This is a genomic window from Mangrovimonas aestuarii, from assembly GCF_028767185.1.
Taxonomy (GTDB): Bacteria; Bacteroidota; Bacteroidia; order Flavobacteriales; family Flavobacteriaceae; genus Mangrovimonas_B; species Mangrovimonas_B aestuarii.
In genome coordinates this window covers 429,478-449,041 of sequence record NZ_JARACK010000001.1, presented here as the reverse complement: position 1 = coordinate 449,041, position 19,564 = coordinate 429,478, and the positions used below count along the sequence as shown (strand labels likewise).

Below are 19,564 nucleotides of genomic sequence, written 5' to 3'. Positions count from 1 at the left end.
AAAAAGAATGAAACGAATTTATTTGATTTTCGCATTACTGTTGGCATCTCAGCTATATGCTCAGCAAGATCCTCAGTATACACAGTACATGTACAATATGAATGTGATAAACCCTGCTTATGCCGGGTCTTCAGAGGACTTATCCATTGGGCTACTTTACCGTAGCCAATGGGTTGGGATAGATGGAGCCCCAGAAACCTTCACTGCTGCTGTAAGCAGCCCCGTAGGAGAAAGAGTAGGTTTGGGACTATCTGTTATTTCAGACCAAATAGGTCCAGTTAGAGAAACTAATGCTTACGCTGATTTCTCATATACATTACCGTTAGGTAACGACTTAAGATTGGCATTAGGACTTAAAGCTGGAGCTACTTTCCATGATATTGGTTTGGAGGGATTAGCTGCTATTGATGACAACGATCCTTTTTTAGCCAATGATATTAACGAAGTGACACCTAATGTAGGAGCTGGAGCTTATTTTTATAAGCCTAATAAATTTTATGTATCTCTTTCAATGCCAAACATATTGAATGCTACACATTTAGATGCCGATGGATATAATATCGGATCTGAAACACAGCATTTCTTTGGCGCTGCCGGATACGTATTCACTTTATCAGACAACTTTAAGTTAAAACCACATGGTATGATTAAGTGGGCTTTTGATTCTCCTGTGAGTTTCGATGTAAATGCAAACTTATTTATGTACGACCTTGTTGAAATTGGAGCAGGGTATCGTTTAGACGACTCATTTGTAGGTATGGTAAACTTCTTAATTAATGATAGCTTACGTGTAGGTTATGCATATGATAATATCCAATCGGAATTAAACATTGCTGCACCGGCATCACACGAAGTATTCATAACATATGATTTAAACTTCTCAAAAAGAGTTTCACGTTCACCACGTTATTTCTAATCTGCTAAGCTAACCACATATATGAAACAGATAAAAGTATTACTAGGTATTGCGCTTATGGGAACTCTAAGCCTATCTGCGCAGAATAATGACACAAAGAAAGCTGACAAGCATTTTTCAAGATTTGAATTTGTTGAGGCCATTGAAGACTACGAACAATTAGTAGAGCAAGGTAAAGGCGATGAGTATGTTTATGCTCGCTTGGCCGAAGCTAATTATAATATCTTCAACACGGTTGATGCTGAAAAATGGTATGCCAAAGCTTTGGAAACGTCAACAGACCCTTCAATGATGTTTGAGTACTCTCAAATGTTGAAGGCTAACGGTAAGTATGAACAGTCCAATGAATGGATGCGTAAGTTTGCTGCAGCTCGTCCTAGCGATGAAAGAGCTATGGCGTTTATGGCTAATCCTGATTACTTACCAAAAATATTAGAAAAAGGAAAGAAGTTTAATGTACAGAATTTAGACATTAACACTCCAGCATCTGATTTTGGAGGTGCGTTTAAAGATGGTAAATTGTACATCGCTTCTGCTAGAAACAGTGCAAGAAGAACCTACGGATGGAACGAACAACCTTTCCTAGACATTTATTCTTTTGATAAGGCAGAAGATGGAACTTTTGGAGAGGAAGTAATGGTAAGCAAAAAAGTTAATACAAAGTTTCATGAGGGAACAGTAGCATTCTCTCCAGACGGAAACACTATGTATTATTCAAGCGAGAGTTTCTTCAGTAAAGAATACGAAAAAGACGAAGAAACTAACACTAAGTACAGTGTAGTTCAATTGTTCAAAGCTAATAAAATGGGAGACGATTGGGATACTATAGAGCAATTGCCATTTAATAGCCAAAATTACTCTATAAAAGATCCTGCTGTTAGCCCTGACGGGAAATGGCTTTACTACTCTTCCAATCAACCAGGTGGAATAGGTAAATTTGATATTTATAAAGTAGAGATTAACGCAGATGGTTCTTTTGGACGTCCGGAAAACTTAGGCCCTAAAGTTAACACTGAAGGAAATGAAGGTTTCCCATTTGTTAGTGATAATGGTACGTTATACTTCTCATCTGATAGTTGGTTAGGTCTTGGAGGTATGGACGTGTTTTATACTAAAGAGATTGATGGTACTATGGCTAACGCTAGAAATGTCGGTATTCCATTAAATTCTTCTGCAGACGACTTTGCTTATACCATTAATGAAGAAACAGGCGAAGGTTTTGTATCGTCAAACCGTTCTGGAGGAAAAGGAAGTGATGATGTTTACGCTGTAAAACAAATTCAACCTTTATGTGATGTTGTAACTGTAATTAGAGCAGTAGACCATAAAACTGGTCAGCCATTACCTGGTGCAACTATTACTTTATTCGATGATCAAGGAAGTAAATTAATGTCTAAGATAGCTGAAGCTGACGGTACTGCCGAGTTTATTGTTGAGTGTGATGACGAAACAAGTGTAGAAGTAACTATGGCTGAGTACGAAAGTGCAAGTAAGGTAATTGAAGGTACAAGTGATCCTGAAAACAATGTGGATGTTGAGTTAGATCCAATTGAAAAGATCATTACTCCTGTTGATATCAAACTTAATCCAATTTACTTCGAATTTGACAAGTCGAACATTACTTCTCAAGCAGCATTCGAATTGGATAAGTTAGTAGAGGCAATGAACAAATATCCAGAAATGGTTATTCAAGTTTACTCTCATACAGACAGACGCGGTCCAGATTCTTACAACATGGCATTGTCTGACAGAAGAGCAAAAACTTCTGTTCAGTATGTAGTGTCTAAGGGAATTGATGCTTCTAGAATTAGCGGAGAAGGTAAAGGTGAAACTGAACCTGCCGTTGATTGTACACAATGTACTGAAGAGCAACACCAACTTAACCGTCGTTCTGAGTTTCTTATTGTAACAGGAAGCCCAAAAGCGACAGAAGAAAACCAAGAAGATAACCAATAATAAAGGTATTCTTTAAAATAAAAAGCCTAGCACGAAAGTGTTGGGCTTTTTTTATTTGAATATTTTCAGGTTAAGGACATAAATAGACGGGTTGTCCATATCTTATTTAACTAATACATAAAATTAAAATAAGTGGGTTTGTTGTACTTTCTGTTTTTAGGGATGTAGTTCTAGATTTTAAACAAAAAAAGCCTTGTAAAACTAATTACAAGGCTTTTTTTCTATTTAATTTGATTACCCTCTTTATCAAAAAAGTGGTATTCAAGATACGTGTAAGCATCTCTCGGTAATATTTTCACCCATTTTTTATGTTCAAAAAACCATTTTGAACGTATAGATGGAAAGCCTTTGGTTAAAAAGGCCGCTATAAAAGGGTGGGTGTTTAGTGTCACCTTTTTATAGTCTTTTTGAAATAACTGCTCAAGATCGTGAGTGATTTTCTGTATCAGTACTATTGGTGCTTCAACCTCGCCACTGCCATTGGCGTTTGGGTTTTCTTCACGTGTTTTAATACTCATTTCAGGTCGTACCCGTTGTCTTGTTATTTGCACCAGTCCAAATTTACTTGGAGGTAAAATTTTGTGTTTTGCTCTGTCATCTTTCATTTCATCGCGAAGATGATTGTAAAGCGTTTTCCTGTTATCAGGATTGGTCATATCAATAAAGTCCACAACAATAATTCCCCCCATGTCGCGAAGTCTAAGTTGACGGGCTATTTCTGTGGCTGCGATTAAGTTAACTTCTAAAGCCGTTTCTTCTTGTGTTTTGGCTTTATTTGAGCGATTTCCACTGTTCACGTCAACAACATGAAGAGCTTCTGTATGCTCAATTACCAAGTAGGCCCCTTTGGCCATGGAAACGGTTTTTCCAAATGAAGTTTTTATCTGGCGTTCAACGCCAAACTTTTCAAAAATTGGAACGTTAGATTGATGTAACTTAACGATAGACTCTTTTTTAGGTGCTATTTCTTGCAGATAATCCTTAATTTGAATGTAAAGCGTTTCATCGTCCACATGTATACTGGTAAAAGTGTCATTAAAAATGTCTCTCAAAATAGAAGACGCTTTATTTAACTCTCCCAACACCTTACTAGGATGATGTGCTTTGTGTAGCTTTTTACACATTGCCGTCCAACGACTAAGCAAATTTTGTAAATCTTTATCTAGTTCGGCTACTTTTTTGCCTTGTGCTACAGTGCGTACAATAATTCCGAAACCTGGTGGAGTTATACTCTTTACCAAGCGTTTTAAACGGTCTTTTTCTTCTTTATCCTCTATCTTTTGAGATATGGAAATACGGTCTGAAAAAGGGACCAAAACTATATATCTACCTGCAATAGACAGCTCTGAGCTTATTCTAGGGCCTTTAGTAGATATAGGTTCCTTAACAATTTGTACCAAAATAGACTGATTTGATTTTAAAACGTCGACTATACGTCCGTTTTTATCAATATCTTTTTCAAATGGGAAATTCTTTAAAGAAAAATCTTTTAGTTTACCTGTGCTTACACGTTTAGTGAACTTTATAAGTGATGGAAGGTTTGGTCCTAAATCGTGATAATGTAAAAAGGCATCTTTTTCGTAGCCTACGTTTACAAATGCAGCGTTTAAACCTGGAACAGCTTTTCTTATTTTAGCGATAAATACATCGCCAACAGAAAAATTGTTACCACCCTCATCCTTGTGTAATTCAACTAGTTTTCCATCTTTTAATAAGGCAAAATCAACATGTTCTGAACCAGATCGAATGATCAATTCTTTCTCCATTGTGTTAATTTTTATCCATACGGTAAGGTACAGATGGATTGAACAATATTTTCACAGGATTTGTTTAAATCCAATGGGTTCACTATTACTTTTGGCAGTTAGATTGTAACGAGTGATACCCTTTTCAAAGAACGTTATAAAACCAAAAAAGTAGTATAAAACTACTTTTTCGATTTATTTTTTCTTTTTGTGACGGTTTGCGCGTCTTCTTTTCTTACGCTTATGCGTTGCTACCTTGTGTCTTTTGCGTTTTTTACCACTTGGCATAAGTTCCTTTGTTTAAAAATTAATACTTGTTTTATTTTACTTCAACGTTTGTCTTTACTCCTTCAACAAAAACTTTGGCAGGTTTAAACGCCGGAATGTTGTGAGCAGGAATCTTGATTGTAGTGTTTTTCGAAATATTTCTTCCAGTTTTTTCAGCTCTAGTTTTAATAATAAAGCTACCAAAACCTCTTAGGTATACATTGTCACCACTCTCTAGAGATATTTTTACCTCTTCCATGAAAGTCTCAACAGTCGCCTGAACGTCACCTTTTTCCATTCCTAATTTTTCAGAAATCTTCGCTACTAAATCAGCCTTAGTCATTTGTATATTTTTTAAGTTATATATTCGATTATAAAGGGATGCAAATATAGGAATTATTAATTCAATATTTCAAACCTAAATCATTAAAATTTAAGAGTATAAACGTTTATTTTTGCCCTAATAGTATTTAATGGATGAAATTATCAGAGGTTTTAATAGGTTGGTACAGAGGTGTTAAGCGTGATTTGCCATGGCGCAAAACAAACGATCCTTACAAGATATGGTTATCTGAAATTATTTTGCAACAAACCCAAATTAAGCAAGGATTACCTTATTATGAAGCTTTCGTTAAGCGGTTTCCTACTGTGAATCAGTTGGCTATAGCTACAGAAGAAGAAGTCCTAAAACTATGGCAAGGTTTGGGGTATTATTCAAGAGCTCGTAATCTTCATGCCACTGCTAAGTATGTGAACTACGAACTTGAAGGAATATTCCCAAAATCGTATAATGAACTATTAAAATTAAAAGGTGTAGGTGACTATACCGCTAGTGCAATAGCATCTATTTGTTATAATGAAGCAACTGCAGTAGTAGATGGTAATGTATATCGTGTTCTGTCAAGATATTTTGGAATTTATGAACCTATAAACACGTCGAAAGGATTTAAGGTTTTCAAAGCAACTGCTCAGGAACAATTAGATATATCTCATCCAGGTGATTTCAATCAAGCGATAATGGAGTTTGGTGCTGTGCAGTGTACTCCAAAAAATCCTGATTGTGATAAATGTCCTTTAATAAATGGTTGCATAGCCTATAAAAATAGTTCTATAGATATTCTTCCTGTCAAATTAAAATCAAACAAGATTGCAAAGAAGTATTTCAATTTTCTTGTGTTGATTTCCGATGATGGTAAAACCGTTCTTGAAAAAAGGGAGGGAAAGGGTATTTGGCAAAACCTGTATCAATTCCCTTTAATCGAAACCGATAGAAGCATTACTCCAAGTGGTTTTCATAAGGAATTGGGAAGACATAAATTCTTGAAAAATAATGTATACGATTATAGCCTTTTCAATTCAACAGATATTGTTCATAAATTGTCACATCAGCATTTACATACCAAGTTTTGGATAGTACAAACCAAATCGCTGCCAAAAACTGCGATTAAATTTGATGAAATAGGAGAGTATGCTGTTCCTGTTTTAATAGAGAACTTTATCGAGTCCTTTAATTTCTAGATTAAACATTACAGTTATAAAAAAATGTTATTTTTAAGGATATGAATGGCAAATCTTTAACTTTGTTAAACCATAAACATATACCATACTATGTCAGGAACCTTAAATAAAGTTATGCTAATTGGGCATTTGGGAGACGATGTAAAACTACACTATTTTGATGGTGGTGGTTGTGTTGGACGTTTTCCGTTGGCTACCAACGAAACTTATGTAAATAAACAAACCAATGAGCGTGTAACTAACACTGAATGGCATAATATAGTTGTACGCAATAAAGCCGCAGAGATATGTGAAAAGTATCTTAGTAAAGGCGACCGTATTTATATTGAAGGCAGGATAAAGACCCGAAAATGGCAAGATGATCAAGGTCATGATCGTTATTCTACAGAAATTCAATGTACGGATTTTACATTTTTAACTACTAAAAATGAAACTCAAGGAGGAATGTCGAATGCTCCAGTTCAAAATCCAGTGCCAAACCCTGAGCAGGCGGCAAAAGATGCTGGAGTTGAAGATCACGACGACCTTCCGTTTTAATGTTTAACTAACTTTCAAATAATTGGACCCTGAACCCCCCAGTTTTAACACCTTTCTTTTAACAATAGATTACTCAGCTCTTTTTGGCTTTGCCCTATTGTTTGTGCTTCTAGTCTGCTCTGCTCTTATTTCTGGAGCAGAAGTAGCTATGTTTTCTCTTAACCGTACTGATATAGATGGAGGGCTAGAAAAAAAGTCTCGCTTTATGCCTATTATTGAGCGATTATTGGATAAACCCAAAAAGCTCTTGGCAACTATATTGATATCCAACAATTTCATCAACATAGCGATTGTTATTCTATTCTCCTATTTGGGAGAGTTTATGTTTTCAGGAATCACCTCAAGCATTGTCCGTTTTGTTATTGAAGTGGTACTAATCACTTTTTTGATATTACTTTTTGGTGAAATCCTACCAAAGATCTATGCGAGCAGAAATAAGGTGAAGTTTGCTTCGTTTATGGCATATCCTTTACAAATATTGGATTTCATGCTTACACCCTTGAGCATGCCCATGCGCAATATAACTTTATCAATTCATAAAAAACTCGGCAAGCAGAAGTCTAATTTGAGTGTAGACCAGCTTTCCCATGCTCTAGAACTTACGAGTGAACACGATACAACCAAAGAAGAGCAAAAAATACTTAAAGGAATTGTTTCGTTTGGTAATACAGACACCAAACAGGTTATGCGCCCACGTATCGATATCTTTGCATTGAATGCTAACCAGAAATATAGTGATATAATTCCCGAGATTATAAATAATGGATATTCGCGAATTCCAGTTTATGAAGATAATATAGATCAGATTAAGGGAATTCTATATGTAAAAGATCTTTTGCCTTACATTGATAGGAGTCAATTTGATTGGATCCAGCTTTTAAGGGAACCATTCTTTGTGCCTGAAAATAAAAAACTGGATGATTTAATGACTGAATTTCAGGAAAAAAAAGTGCATTTAGCTGTTGTCGTTGATGAATACGGAGGTACTTCTGGTTTAATTTCTTTGGAAGATATTATAGAAGAAATTGTTGGAGACATTAGTGATGAGTTTGATGATGAGGATTTGGTGTATTCAAAATTGGATGAAAACAATTATGTGTTTGAGGGTAAAACAGCTCTAAAGGATCTTTACAAGATCATGAAGATTGAAAATGATTCGGTTTTTGAAGAGAATAAAGGTGAAGCCGAAACTTTGGCTGGGTTTGTTCTAGAAATTTCTGGGGGATTCCCAAAACGTAACAGTAAAATAAATTTTAAAAACTACGTTTTTACTATAGAAGCGTTAGATAAAAAGCGTATAAAGCGCATAAAAGTGACAGTAAATTAACAATGAAGAAACTATCAATAGCTGTTTTATCGATTATTGCAGTATTATTTTCGGGTTGTGGAGAAGATCCTCTGCCTAAACCAAAAGCCTATTTAAGACTGGAATATCCTAATGCAGAGTACGAACATACCAATACTGATTTACCATTTTCTTTTGAGAGGAATAAACAGGCTAAAGACGTCAAGTCTAAACTCGTGCCCGGAGCTACTCTAAGCTACGGTGTCGATGTTGTTTACCCAGAATTAAAGGGAACCATTTACCTTACCTATCGAAAAGTAAATCAGGATAAAGAACTATTGATAAATTATCTTAGAGACGCTCAAAACTTTACACAAAAGCATACCATCAAGGCAGATGAGATAGCAGAGCAGGTTTATATAAATAAGGAGCGTAAGGTATATGGAATGTTTTATGAAGTAGGAGGTGATGCCGCTTCGCAGTCACAATTCTATGTAACCGATAGCTTAAATCATTTCTTAACAGGATCTCTCTACTTCTATGCAAAGCCCAATTATGACTCAATACTGCCGGCTGCTAATTATTTAATGAAAGATATTAGGAAGATAATGGAAACGGTAGAGTGGAAATAAAACGAAACCAAAGATCCGTCAGAAATTAAAAACTTTGATCTTTTCAAAAAAAGCAATTGCATAAAAAAACTCCCCAACATTATTGGGGAGTTTTTTATATATGTAATTGGTATTATTAACCTAAAGCTACTCGTGAGAATGCAGTAATAGTTACGTCGTTACCCAAAGACTTTACATATTCAGCAACGCTTACTTTGCTGTCTTTAATAAATGCTTGGTTTACCAAAGTGTTGTCTTTAAAGAAGCGTTGGATTTTACCTTTAGCGATGTTGTCTAACATAGCTTCTGGCTTACCTTCTGCACGTAATTGATCTTTAGCGATTTCGATTTCTTTCTCGATGATAGAAGCGTCTACACCTTCTTCGTTAAGAGCGATTGGGTTCATTGCAGCAGCTTGCATAGCAACATCTTTAGCTACAACATCAGCACCTTCAGCAGATGCAGAAAGCCCTACCAAAGTAGCAATTTTGTTTCCTGCGTGGATATAAGACCCTACGAAAGGAGCTTCAACTTTAGAGAAAGCATTGATGTCTAGTTTTTCACCGATTACACCAGTTTGCTCAACTAATTTATCAGCAACAGTCATTCCTTGGAAATCTGCAGCTAATAACTCATCTTTAGAAGATACAGTTAAAGCCAAATCTGCAAGTTGGTTAGCAAGGTTTACGAAGCTTTCGTTTTTACCTACGAAGTCAGTTTCACAACCTAATACAATAGATACACCAACAGTGTTATCAGCATTTACTTTAGCGATAGCAGCACCTTCAGTAGATTCACGGTCTGCACGGTTAGCAGCTACTTTTTGTCCTTTTTTACGAAGGATTTCGATTGCTGAATCGAAGTTTCCTTCAGCCTCTACTAATGCCTTCTTACAGTCCATCATTCCAGCACCAGTAGCTTGTCTTAATTTATTAACCTCAGCGGCAGATATTTTTGTCATGGTGTTTTATTTTAAAAAAAGTCGTTCAATTTTATTCTTTTATGCTGCCGGTAGACAGGGGATAAAGAAATAAACTAAACGACTTTTTAGAGTTATATAAATGTTATATAAAGTTTATTCTTCTTCTTGAGATGCAACTTTTTTATCGGCAACAGCTTTTTTGTCTGCTTTAGCAGCATCTTTCTCTGCTTTACGCTCAGAAAGACCACCAGCGATAGCGCCAGTAATGTGTGACAAAACTTTGTCGATAGACTTAGATGCGTCGTCGTTTGCAGGGATTACATAGTCAACTTGACGTGGGTCAGAGTTGGTATCAACCATTGCAAAAATTGGGATGTTTAATTTTTGTGCTTCTTTAATCGCAATGTGCTCACGCTTAATATCTACAACAAAAAGAGCTCCAGGTAAACGAGTCATGTCGCTGATAGAACCTAAGTTTTTCTCTAACTTAGCTCTTAAACGATCTACTTGTAAACGTTCTTTTTTAGATAGTGTGTTGAATGTACCGTCTTTCTTCATTCTATCAATAGAAGCCATTTTCTTAACAGCTTTACGAATAGTTACGAAGTTGGTCAACATTCCACCTGGCCATCTTTCTGTGATATAAGGCATGTTGATAGCACCTGCTTTTTCAGCTACGATATCTTTAGCCTGCTTTTTGGTTGCAACAAATAATATTTTACGTCCAGAAGCAGCGATTTTGCTTAATGCTGCGCTAGCTTCTTCTATTTTCGCTGCAGTCTTGTAAAGATTTATGATATGGATACCGTTACGCTCCATATATACGTAAGGAGCCATGTTTGGGTCCCACTTACGAGTAAGGTGTCCGAAGTGTACACCTGCTTCAAGTAATTCTTTTACTTCTACTTTTGCCATTTTGTAAATAGTTTACGTTCTGTTGAGATAGCAATGATAAAGTGGCTTGTATTTAAGGCCTTCATCATTTAGATGCTAAACTAATCCTGACTCAAATGGTCATGGACAACAAAAACTGGTTAAATTTTGATAATGTGATTTGAATATTTCCTGAAAAGGAATCCAAACCACCAAATAGATATTAACGCTTAGAGAACTGGAATTTCTTACGAGCTTTCTTCTGACCGAATTTCTTACGCTCTACCATTCTTGGGTCTCTTGTTAACAATCCTTCAGGTTTAAGGATGCTTCTGTTTTCAGCATCTAATTCGCACATAGCGCGAGAGATTGCCAAACGTACTGCTTCTGCTTGACCTGTAATACCACCCCCGTAAACGTTTACAGTAATGTCGAAGTTCTCCTCATTGTTGGTCATGGCCAACGGTTGGTTCACTTTGTACTGTAACGTAGCAGTTGGGAAGTAAGTATTTAATTCTTTTTTGTTTACTGTGATGTTACCACTACCTTGAGCAACATAAACACGAGCAACAGCCGTTTTTCTACGACCAATCTTGTGAATTACTTCCATTAGTTAAATTCGTTTAGGTTAATTGCTTTAGGTTTTTGAGCTTCATGTTTGTGCTCAGTCCCAACAGCAACTGTTAGATTACGGAATAGATCTGCACCTAATTTGTTTTTAGGCAACATACCTTTTACTGATTTCTCTACCAATCTGGCTGGGTCTTTTGCAAACAGCTCAGTAGCAGTTAAACTTCTTTGACCACCAGGGTAACCAGTGTGACGAACGTAAGTTCTGTCGTTCCACTTGTTTCCTGTTAAGTTGATTTTCTCTGCGTTGATAACAATTACGTTATCTCCACAATCAACGTGTGGTGTGAAGTTAGGCTTATGTTTACCTCTTAAAAGTTTTGCAACCTTAGAAGCTAAACGACCTAAAGTCTGTCCTTCGGCGTCTACTAAAACCCACTCTTTGTTTACAGTGGCTTTGTTTGCCGAAATGGTTTTGTAGCTTAATGTATCCACACTTATTAATTTAAATTAAACATTCCTCTCCCAAAAAGAGAGCGCAAATTTACGATTATATATTTGATTACCAAATAGTAGGTTGGAATATTTAATAAGCGTGTTTTGCAGAACTTAATTTGGAGGTGTCCTGTTCTTATCTATTTGGTTTTTAAGGCTGTTAAAGATACTACTTAATAAAAGTAGCTCCAATTATTTTTTCGGCTTTTTCTTTTTGCTTTTTTTGAAGAGAACTTCTTCAGGGAAAGGAAATACAATGGTTGAGTTTTTTTCTGCTGCAATATCAGATAAGGTTTGATAAAGTCTTAGCTTTATGGAAGAAGGTGATTCGTCTATTAGCTTGCCGGCATCTACTAAAGCTTGGGCAGCTTGCTTCTCGGCATCGGCTAAAATAATACGGGCACGACGTGAGCGTTCGGCTTCGGCTTGATTGGCCATAGAACGTTTCATGTTCTCGGGTAATTCTATATCCTTAATCTTTACATCCAATATAGTAATGCCCCAATCCTTTGTTTCGTTGTCTACAATCTCTCGGATGTTCTGACCAATTTCCTCTCGTTTACTCAAAATGGTGTCGAGCTCAACTCGACCACATACATCGCGAAGGGATGCTTGAGATAATTGGGAGATGGCAAAGTGATAGTCTTCAACTTCTAAAATGGATTGTTCGGCATTGACAATACGAAAGAACAATACACCATTTATTTTACATGGAACATTATCCTGAGTCATAATTTCTTGTGTAGGAATGTTTATGGTTATCACTCGCATATCTACAAACTGAGCTGTCTCTATGACTGGTATAATCCAACGGAAACCGGGCTTAAGCACTTTTACATAACTTCCAAAACGGAATTTTAAGGCGCGCTTGTACTCAAATACAATTCTAATTCCAGAAAGGAAGAACAGAAACAATAGTAATACTATAAAAGGGTAATTGAAAAACATTTTGTCTTAGTAATACTTTACTTAAAGATAGTGAATAAGTAGTTAGTTTTCAATTTACAACCATTGATTTCGAATGTTCTGTTATTCTTGCCTGCTAGCAGTGGGTTAGGTAAAACTGTTGTTTTAATACTTTTCGTGAATTTACCTTTTAAAGCATATTAGTGCTGGGATGGTACTGCTTTTAGGGAGCAAGAATAAATAAACATTTTGAAGTAACGTAATATAATGATTTAGGAAAGCGATAATTATCTATTGATTGATATTTAAGTGTTTTTGTTATCTTAGATATACAAGCCGACCATCATGCCTAAACATGCTGTAAAACCGACACCCAAAAAGCTTTCTGAATTTCCTGCAACTGCTATTTGTGGTAATGATATTAGTTCTTCTTGTCTCTATGTTTCAGCGCTTACCATAGTTTATGCGGGTCAATATGCTTGGGTTTCATTATTGATTGTTGCCGGTGTTCTTTTTCTGTACAGAAAAATATATGGTGAGGTTGTGGGAGCTTTGCCTTTAAATGGAGGAGCATATAATGCTTTGCTAAATACAACGAACAAGTCGGTTGCTTCACTAGCAGCTACACTTACCATATTGTCGTATATGGCAACAGCGGTAATTTCCGCTTCTGAAGCTATGAACTATGTCCATGAGTTATGGGTAGATTGGCCTGTTATAATGGCAACTATATTATTGTTGTTGTTATTTATGGGGGTTACAATTATGGGTATTGGTGAGTCCTCAAAGGTTGCTACAGTTATTTTTATATTTCATTTATCATCCTTGATTTTGCTTTCGCTATTTTGCGGATGGTATTTAATTAGTAATGGCTTTGAAGTTTTGCAAGAAAACTATGCTTTGCCTCAAAAAGGAAGTGTGTCCACGGTATTGTTTTTTGGGTTTAGTGCAGCTATGCTTGGGATTTCTGGCTTTGAAAGTTCTGCTAATTTTGTTGAGGAGCAGCAGAAAGGAGTTTTTAGGAAAACCCTTCGCAATATGTGGATCGTGGTGAGTGTGTTCAATCCGCTGATGGCCTTTTTGGCACTATCTATTATTCCTATGGCCCATGTTGAAACACATCAAGAGGCTTTACTTTCCTATATGGGAGGTTTGACCGGTGGACATTGGTTGTCAATTCTAATTTCGATAGATGCAGCTTTAGTGTTGAGCGGTGCGGTACTTACCTCTTTTATAGGTGTTTCTGGGTTGTCAGAGCGTATGGCTTTGGATAGGATATTGCCTGCTTTTCTGTTGAAGCGAAACAAGAAAGGAAGTAATTATTTTATTGCTGTTGTATTCTTTTTGTTGTGTACTTCAATTCTGCTGATAACTAACGCAGAACTGGGTGCTTTGGCAGGAGTTTATACAATTGCATTTTTATCGGTTATGGTACTTTTTGGTGTTGGTAATGTTTTGCTAAAATTAAAACGGAAGCATTTGCCGAGACCTGAGCGTTCCAATTGGCTCACCCTTTTTGTTGCTATTACAATGGTAGTTGGGGCCATTATTGGAAATGCTGTGATGAATCCTGAATATATGGTAGTGTTTTTTGAGTACTTTATTCCTACGATGTTGATTGTGGGGGTTATGCTAAACCGTATTTTCTTGCTGAAACTTTTGCTCAATATTATCTGGTACCTATTCAGGCCTATAGAACGTTTTGTGTCTAAGGCGCATAGGTCAATCCTTAAAAGTATAGACAAGATTAACGATCAGGAATTTGTGTTTTTTACCAAAGATGACGATGTAGCTACCCTCAATAAAGTCATGCTTTATATAAAGAATAACGAACACACCAGGAAGCTTAAAATTGTTACTGTTTTAGGGAAAGGGAGGGAGCTTCCTAAGGATATGACTAGGGATATTGATGTCTTGGATAGGGAGTATCCTGAAATCAAGATAGAATTCATACAATTAGAAGGAGAGTTTGGACCAGATTTAATAGAAGAACTCTCACGTGAGTGGAACATCCCCATAAACTTTATGTTTATTGGTTCTCCTGGTGATCATTTTCCATACCATATTGAAGACCTTGGTGGGGTAAGATTAATCATTTGATTTTTTGAAAAAATAAAAAAGATAATGATGGTTTCTTATCTGAAGTTTGCGGTTTATTTGTTTCTAATAAGGTGTTATAAATATAAAAGGCTATCTGGAAAGGGTGAAAAAAATGTTATCGTCAACCTAAACTTGATTCAGATTGACGATAACTCCCCTTTGTAAATAGCCTTTTGTTTGGCTTTAGTAGTAGATTAATTCATTTTAATCTTTTCCTTTTTACGTTTTTTCTTTTTCTTCTTTTTTTCTTTTGAATTAGCTTCCTGTTTAGGGTGTACTAAGTTCATCTCTTTGATTAAATGTGTTGCTCCGGCATATTTATCCACAATAAAAAGAACATAACGAATGTCAACCATAATATTACGACAGATTTCAGGGTCGTAATTAATGTCGCTCATAGTACCTTCCCAAACACGGTCAAAATTCAACCCAATAAGGTTTCCATAAGCGTCTAATGTCGGGCTGCCTGAATTTCCTCCTGTAGTATGGTTTGTTCCAATAAAGCAAACTGGCAATTTTCCATTTGTATCGGCGTAAATACCATAATCTTTAGTGTTGTAAAGATCTTGAAGCTTTTGAGGGACATCAAATTCATAATCACCAGGCACATATTTTTCCATAACGCCTTCCAAGTAAGTTGAAGGTTCGTAAACTACAGCGTCCCTTGGTTCGTAACCTTTAACCTTACCATAGGTAACACGTAATGTGCTGTTAGCATCTGGATAGTAGCGCTTGTTAGGCAGTACTTCCATTTGGGCTTTCATATAGCGTTTTTGCAGGTCGTTAATGTCCGCATTCATTCGCATATATTCTGGGTTGATTTGCGTATAAAACTCTGTGATGAAAGGCTTAGCGTAAATATAAGCTGCATCAGCATTTAGTTTTTCTAAAACATCCTCCTTGCTACCGGTTAATACTTCCAATGCTGTATCAAGATCAGTAAAGGCAGTTTTATCGTAAATAGAGGCGTCAACATTATTGGTATATAATGGCATAACAGCTTCGAATACACCTTTGTCAACATTAGTGTTAAAGTCTTTTAAAGTTGATTTAATGCTGCTGACATTGGCTTGTCGAGCATTTTCGAAAGCCTCATCGCTTTTTGCAGCTGCCATTTCCATTTGAGACAACCTGAACATCATCTGCATCAGTTCATTGGTTCTTATAAATACTTCCACAAAGTTGTTACGTTTAACATTTGTGGCTTCAAAAGCAGCATACTGTTTTTCAAATTCAGGTAATAGTTGTCCGTATTTTGTACCAAGTCCCTTAGCGTTCATTTCCTTGATGAACTCTTGCTCAAAAGCACGCCTTTGTGCAATGGCGTTACTCTTTTCGATTCCTTGGTTTTCACCAATCCATTTTTTCCAGGCATTGGCAATTCTGGCTTGTTTAGAAGCGTATTGGATTCGGATTTGGTCATCGGCCTTCATGTTGACATCGATAACCTTTAAGGCGGCTTCCCTAATGGCAATATTGGTTGGGTTTACTTTTTCTACTATCTGCTCCATTGCTTCAGCAGGAAGGTACTCATTGGTACGTCCTGGAAATCCGAATACCAATGTGAAGTCGTCTTGCTCGACCCCATCAATCGATACTGGTAGGTAGTGTTTTGGAATATAAGGGATATTATCATTTGAGTATTTTGCAGGGCGGTTGTTTTTGTCTGCATATATACGGAACATAGAGAAATCTCCTGTATGGCGAGGCCAAACCCAGTTGTCGGTATCGCTACCAAATTTGCCAATGCTGCTAGGTGGTGCTCCTACCAAGCGGATGTCCTCGTAACGTTCTGTAACGAACATAAAGTATTGGTTCCCTTTGTAAAAAGCTTTTATTTTAGTGTCTTGCCATTCCTCTTTATCTGTGGTTTTTTGTACAGCGCTACTGTTACTGTCTATTTTCGATTGCTGTTCCTGAGGAGTCATAGCATCTGTAATCCCATCTAAAACTTTATCGGTAACATCCTCAATGCGAACAATAAATTCTACATAAAGATCTTCGTTGGGAAGTTCTTCCTCTAAGGACATTGCCCAAAATCCATTTTTAAGATAGTCATGTTCTAATGAAGAATGCGATTGAATTTGACCAAAACCACAGTGGTGATTGGTTAATAGTAATCCTTTAGGAGAGATAATTTCAGCAGTACAACCTCCGTTGAAGTGAACAATGGCGTCCTTAAGGCTAGAATTATTTACATCATATATGTCTTCTGCTGTAAGTTTTCCCCCTAGAGCAGAGATTTCCTGTTCGTTCATACCTTCAAGCAACGAGGGAATCCACATTCCTCCTTGCTGAGCATTAATCTGAAAGGCAATAAAAAAGATAAGTACTTTTATGAGTTTCATAGTGAGTTTTTTAGAGCTGTAAAGATAAAAAAGGCTTTTTAAATGCATTGTTTTTTGTTAATTTAAGCCAAACTCTAGTTATGAAGGAAGAACTACAAGTGGCTTTGTTGCAACAGGATTTGGTATGGCAGGATGCCGAATGGAATAGACGAAATTTTGAAGAGGTTATTGAATCCCTTCCAGAGATTGATGTTATTGTGTTGCCTGAGATGTTTACTACGGGGTTTAGTATGAATGCCGAAGTGTTGGCTGAGACAATGGAAGGAGACAGTATGGAGTGGATGAAATACATAGCCAAAAGACAACAGGCTGCTGTTGTGGGGAGTTTGATTGTTAAGGAAAGTGGAAATTATTATAACCGACTTTGTTTTGTTCATCCTGAGGAAAAGATTGAACATTACGATAAGCGTCACACTTTTACTTTAGCAGGGGAGGATAAAGTATTTACTGCGGGAAATTCCCGTTTGATTGTTGATTACAAAGGATGGAAAATATGTCCTTTGATTTGTTATGATCTTCGTTTTCCAGTTTGGTCTAGAAATAATGAAAATTACGATGTGTTGCTTTATCTGGCCAATTGGCCTCAACGACGTATTGAAGCTTGGGATGTGCTATTAAAAGCACGTGCCATAGAAAATATGAGTTATTGTCTGGGCGTAAACCGTGTAGGTTATGACGGAAATGGTGTAAATTATAATGGGCACTCCGCTGCTTATGATGTTTTAGGAAAGCGAATTGACCAAATGAATGAGCCTAATAAAGCCTATGCAGAAGTAGTGTCCTTAACAGCCAAACCAATTAAAAACTATCGCAGCAAACTAGGGTTTTTAAAAGATAGAGATGCTTTTACCCTCTCGAAAATTCAATAATTTGATCCCAGTTGGCATTAAGCTCTTGAGCTTCTTTATTATGTATTACCTCTTCTGGTTGTTGATGTTTTAGGAAGTTACCTGAATCGTATTTACCATTTTTGTTGCTGTCTAAAATAACCCTAAGGAAATAAGTGCCTGGATCGAGGTGTATAAAATCAACCCATTCAGGTTTTTCGCTATACTTCTCAGCTTTTACATCACCTTTATTGTTTGTTAGTTGAATAATAACAGGATATTCAAAACCGTTGAGTTTCACTCTGATATTACCGTAATCTGAAAACTGTTTTGTGCGTAGTTTATATTGGAGGGTGTCGTTAGTGTTTTCAAATAAGTCTGTAAAGGCCACGGGCAAGACCTGAAGTGTATATTGGTTGGATTCAGTTTTTTCAAACTGAAAGCTAAAACTATTCATTAGTGTATCCAGTTTGGTTGAAAACTCCACAAACGTAGAATCCTTGTCCATTATGGTGATTTTACTCTTGTCAATTTTAGTGAAGGGGGTGTTTGAAGTGAGTTTGAATTCTTCTTCAAATTTAATTGCACCGTTAGGACTGGCTTTAATAACCATGGTATCGCGAGGTTGCTCGCTAATTCTTACGTCGAAGATTTCTTCGAATGCAGGGCCTGTTACCTTAAATTGAAGCGAATCGGTTTGTAGGCGTGGTATATACCAATAGTTTAAGGAGTCCTTTTGAGGTTCTTTAGTAATCTTATATTTGAAATCTTCAGGTGTAGGAGATAAGAGTTCAATTGTCATGTTTTCATAATCACCTTCATAACCAAAAGCTATCTTCTCCCCAGAGATTAAACGGGGTTTTTTAGCAGAAAAGTCTATGTCTTCTTTAAATAGTTTTATGTTGTAAATAGAGTCAGATGGTATAGATATGTAGGAACTGTAAAACCCTATTTTGTCTGATTTCTGTTGAAATTTAAAATCTTGATTCTTGTCCTTAACGGCAATCAAAAGGTATTTTCCAACTTTAAGATTTTCGAGTGAAAAAGTAGTTGTACTATCAAGGGTATTGGTAATATAACGAGGTTTTTTTTTGTAAATCACAGAGTCGTTGTATGTTGAGTCTACTTCATATAGCATAACAGATACAAAGTCGTCTGGTTCATGCAATAGGGCGTCCGATATTTTTCCTTTCACTGAAAGTGAATCAATATAATCACCGGTAGAAAATACATACTTGTAATATGGAAATGGATTTTCTTCGTTATTATCCACAATGCTGTTGCCAAAATTAAAGGCATAGGTTGTATTGGGTTGTAAGGTGTCAAAAATTTTTATTCTTATGAATTTACTTGCGCCTCCCAAAGGAGTAATCTCTGGTTGGGTGTTCATGGGGGGCGAAATAATAAGTTGCTTTTGCAAATCTTTTATTTTGATGAATTCATCGAAGTAAATTCTAATCTCATCGTCTTTAAAGTTTGTGCTATAGTTTGCTGGTGTCGACCTTGTGATTGTAGGTGGGGTAGTGTCTTTTGGGCCACCGCCTGGATTGCCTCTATTGGCACAGCTAACAATGATTAACCCAATAATTCCAGTTAAAAGGATGTTGGAAAAAAACTTTTTCATGAATGCCCAATGTTTTGCACAAAGAAACAACTTATTTGGGATACGGTAAATTTAATTGCGCATT

Annotated in this window: 17 protein-coding genes; 8 read left to right on the top strand and 9 right to left on the bottom strand. The window is 36.4% G+C overall.

What is annotated here, in order from left to right; all coding sequences use genetic code 11:
* The first annotated feature begins 7 nt into the window (after window positions 1–7).
* Window positions 8–916, top strand: a complete 909-nt coding sequence (locus PWU04_RS02080) for a PorP/SprF family type IX secretion system membrane protein (protein ID WP_274474144.1) — start codon at window positions 8–10, stop codon at window positions 914–916.
* 21 nt (window positions 917–937) lie between these two features.
* Window positions 938–2,872 carry an OmpA family protein gene (locus tag PWU04_RS02075; protein WP_274474143.1) on the top strand — a complete coding sequence of 645 codons (1,935 nt, stop codon included), beginning with the start codon at window positions 938–940 and terminating at the stop codon, window positions 2,870–2,872.
* Between the two features lie 221 nt (window positions 2,873–3,093).
* On the opposite strand, the gene PWU04_RS02070 is transcribed toward PWU04_RS02075, so the two are convergent.
* On the bottom strand, window positions 3,094–4,638 hold the full coding sequence (locus PWU04_RS02070; RefSeq protein WP_274474142.1) for a ribonuclease E/G: 1,545 nt from the start codon (window positions 4,636–4,638) through the stop codon (window positions 3,094–3,096).
* A 298-nt stretch (window positions 4,639–4,936) separates the two neighbouring features.
* Window positions 4,937–5,251: an HU family DNA-binding protein gene (locus PWU04_RS02065; RefSeq protein WP_274474263.1), complete on the bottom strand. Its 315-nt coding sequence runs from the start codon at window positions 5,249–5,251 to the stop codon at window positions 4,937–4,939.
* 110 nt (window positions 5,252–5,361) lie between these two features.
* On the opposite strand from PWU04_RS02065, the gene mutY reads away from it, so the two are divergent.
* The 4 genes from mutY (at window position 5,362) to gldD (ending at window position 8,856) form a co-directional block, all read left to right on the top strand.
* On the top strand, window positions 5,362–6,402 hold the full coding sequence (mutY, locus tag PWU04_RS02060; protein ID WP_274474141.1) for an A/G-specific adenine glycosylase: 1,041 nt from the start codon (window positions 5,362–5,364) through the stop codon (window positions 6,400–6,402).
* 90 nt (window positions 6,403–6,492) lie between these two features.
* Window positions 6,493–6,939: a single-stranded DNA-binding protein gene (locus PWU04_RS02055; RefSeq protein WP_274474140.1), complete on the top strand. Its 447-nt coding sequence runs from the start codon at window positions 6,493–6,495 to the stop codon at window positions 6,937–6,939.
* Window positions 6,940–6,961: 22 nt separating this feature from the next.
* The gene (locus PWU04_RS02050) at window positions 6,962–8,266 is read left to right on the top strand and encodes a gliding motility-associated protein GldE (RefSeq protein ID WP_274474139.1); all 1,305 of its coding nucleotides are present in this window, start codon (window positions 6,962–6,964) and stop codon (window positions 8,264–8,266) included.
* A gap of 2 nt (window positions 8,267–8,268) precedes the next feature.
* Window positions 8,269–8,856: a gliding motility lipoprotein GldD gene (gene gldD, locus PWU04_RS02045; protein WP_274474138.1), complete on the top strand. Its 588-nt coding sequence runs from the start codon at window positions 8,269–8,271 to the stop codon at window positions 8,854–8,856.
* A gap of 115 nt (window positions 8,857–8,971) precedes the next feature.
* On the opposite strand, the gene tsf is transcribed toward gldD, so the two are convergent.
* From tsf to PWU04_RS02020, 5 genes are all read right to left on the bottom strand, one after another.
* The gene (gene tsf, locus PWU04_RS02040; protein WP_274474137.1) at window positions 8,972–9,796 is read right to left on the bottom strand and encodes a translation elongation factor Ts; all 825 of its coding nucleotides are present in this window, start codon (window positions 9,794–9,796) and stop codon (window positions 8,972–8,974) included.
* 114 nt (window positions 9,797–9,910) lie between these two features.
* Window positions 9,911–10,672, bottom strand: coding sequence for a 30S ribosomal protein S2 (gene rpsB, locus PWU04_RS02035; RefSeq protein WP_274474136.1), 762 nt, complete (start codon window positions 10,670–10,672; stop codon window positions 9,911–9,913).
* 181 nt (window positions 10,673–10,853) lie between these two features.
* Window positions 10,854–11,240, bottom strand: coding sequence for a 30S ribosomal protein S9 (rpsI, locus tag PWU04_RS02030; RefSeq protein WP_274474135.1), 387 nt, complete (start codon window positions 11,238–11,240; stop codon window positions 10,854–10,856).
* Window positions 11,240–11,695 (bottom strand): 50S ribosomal protein L13, encoded by a 456-nt coding sequence (gene rplM, locus PWU04_RS02025; protein WP_274474134.1) that lies wholly within the window; start codon window positions 11,693–11,695, stop codon window positions 11,240–11,242. Before rplM ends, rpsI begins: the two co-directional genes overlap by 1 nt.
* Before the next feature lie 192 nt (window positions 11,696–11,887).
* Complete coding sequence (locus PWU04_RS02020) at window positions 11,888–12,643, bottom strand: slipin family protein (protein WP_274474133.1); 756 nt, start codon at window positions 12,641–12,643, stop codon at window positions 11,888–11,890.
* A gap of 303 nt (window positions 12,644–12,946) precedes the next feature.
* On the opposite strand from PWU04_RS02020, the gene PWU04_RS02015 reads away from it, so the two are divergent.
* Window positions 12,947–14,701 (top strand): APC family permease, encoded by a 1,755-nt coding sequence (locus tag PWU04_RS02015; RefSeq protein WP_274474132.1) that lies wholly within the window; start codon window positions 12,947–12,949, stop codon window positions 14,699–14,701.
* A 194-nt stretch (window positions 14,702–14,895) separates the two neighbouring features.
* Here PWU04_RS02015 and PWU04_RS02010 read toward each other — a convergent pair whose 3' ends face one another.
* Window positions 14,896–17,049, bottom strand: a complete 2,154-nt coding sequence (locus PWU04_RS02010) for a S46 family peptidase (protein ID WP_274474131.1) — start codon at window positions 17,047–17,049, stop codon at window positions 14,896–14,898.
* Window positions 17,050–17,129: 80 nt separating this feature from the next.
* Between PWU04_RS02010 and PWU04_RS02005 the strand changes: the two genes are divergently transcribed.
* Window positions 17,130–17,918 (top strand): amidohydrolase, encoded by a 789-nt coding sequence (locus tag PWU04_RS02005; protein ID WP_274474130.1) that lies wholly within the window; start codon window positions 17,130–17,132, stop codon window positions 17,916–17,918.
* On the opposite strand, the gene PWU04_RS02000 is transcribed toward PWU04_RS02005, so the two are convergent.
* Complete coding sequence (locus PWU04_RS02000; RefSeq protein ID WP_274474129.1) at window positions 17,896–19,500, bottom strand: Ig-like domain-containing protein; 1,605 nt, start codon at window positions 19,498–19,500, stop codon at window positions 17,896–17,898. The genes PWU04_RS02005 and PWU04_RS02000 overlap by 23 nt on opposite strands.
* Window positions 19,501–19,564 lie beyond the last annotated feature (64 nt).

What these genes read in the sequence shown, in the direction of transcription:
- PWU04_RS02020 (WP_274474133.1), bottom strand. Translation starts at nt 12,643, where the DNA reads ATGTTTTTCAATTACCCTTTTATAGTATTACTATTGTTTCTGTTCTTC.
- PWU04_RS02005 (WP_274474130.1), top strand. Translation starts at nt 17,130, where the DNA reads ATGAAGGAAGAACTACAAGTGGCTTTGTTGCAACAGGATTTGGTATGG.
- PWU04_RS02055 (WP_274474140.1), top strand. Translation starts at nt 6,493, where the DNA reads ATGTCAGGAACCTTAAATAAAGTTATGCTAATTGGGCATTTGGGAGAC.
- rpsB (WP_274474136.1), bottom strand. Translation starts at nt 10,672, where the DNA reads ATGGCAAAAGTAGAAGTAAAAGAATTACTTGAAGCAGGTGTACACTTC.
- PWU04_RS02075 (WP_274474143.1), top strand. Translation starts at nt 938, where the DNA reads ATGAAACAGATAAAAGTATTACTAGGTATTGCGCTTATGGGAACTCTA.
- mutY (WP_274474141.1), top strand. Translation starts at nt 5,362, where the DNA reads ATGAAATTATCAGAGGTTTTAATAGGTTGGTACAGAGGTGTTAAGCGT.
- PWU04_RS02015 (WP_274474132.1), top strand. Translation starts at nt 12,947, where the DNA reads ATGCCTAAACATGCTGTAAAACCGACACCCAAAAAGCTTTCTGAATTT.
- tsf (WP_274474137.1), bottom strand. Translation starts at nt 9,796, where the DNA reads ATGACAAAAATATCTGCCGCTGAGGTTAATAAATTAAGACAAGCTACT.
- PWU04_RS02080 (WP_274474144.1), top strand. Translation starts at nt 8, where the DNA reads ATGAAACGAATTTATTTGATTTTCGCATTACTGTTGGCATCTCAGCTA.
- PWU04_RS02000 (WP_274474129.1), bottom strand. Translation starts at nt 19,500, where the DNA reads ATGAAAAAGTTTTTTTCCAACATCCTTTTAACTGGAATTATTGGGTTA.
- PWU04_RS02070 (WP_274474142.1), bottom strand. Translation starts at nt 4,638, where the DNA reads ATGGAGAAAGAATTGATCATTCGATCTGGTTCAGAACATGTTGATTTT.
- rpsI (WP_274474135.1), bottom strand. Translation starts at nt 11,240, where the DNA reads ATGGAAGTAATTCACAAGATTGGTCGTAGAAAAACGGCTGTTGCTCGT.
- gldD (WP_274474138.1), top strand. Translation starts at nt 8,269, where the DNA reads ATGAAGAAACTATCAATAGCTGTTTTATCGATTATTGCAGTATTATTT.
- PWU04_RS02010 (WP_274474131.1), bottom strand. Translation starts at nt 17,049, where the DNA reads ATGAAACTCATAAAAGTACTTATCTTTTTTATTGCCTTTCAGATTAAT.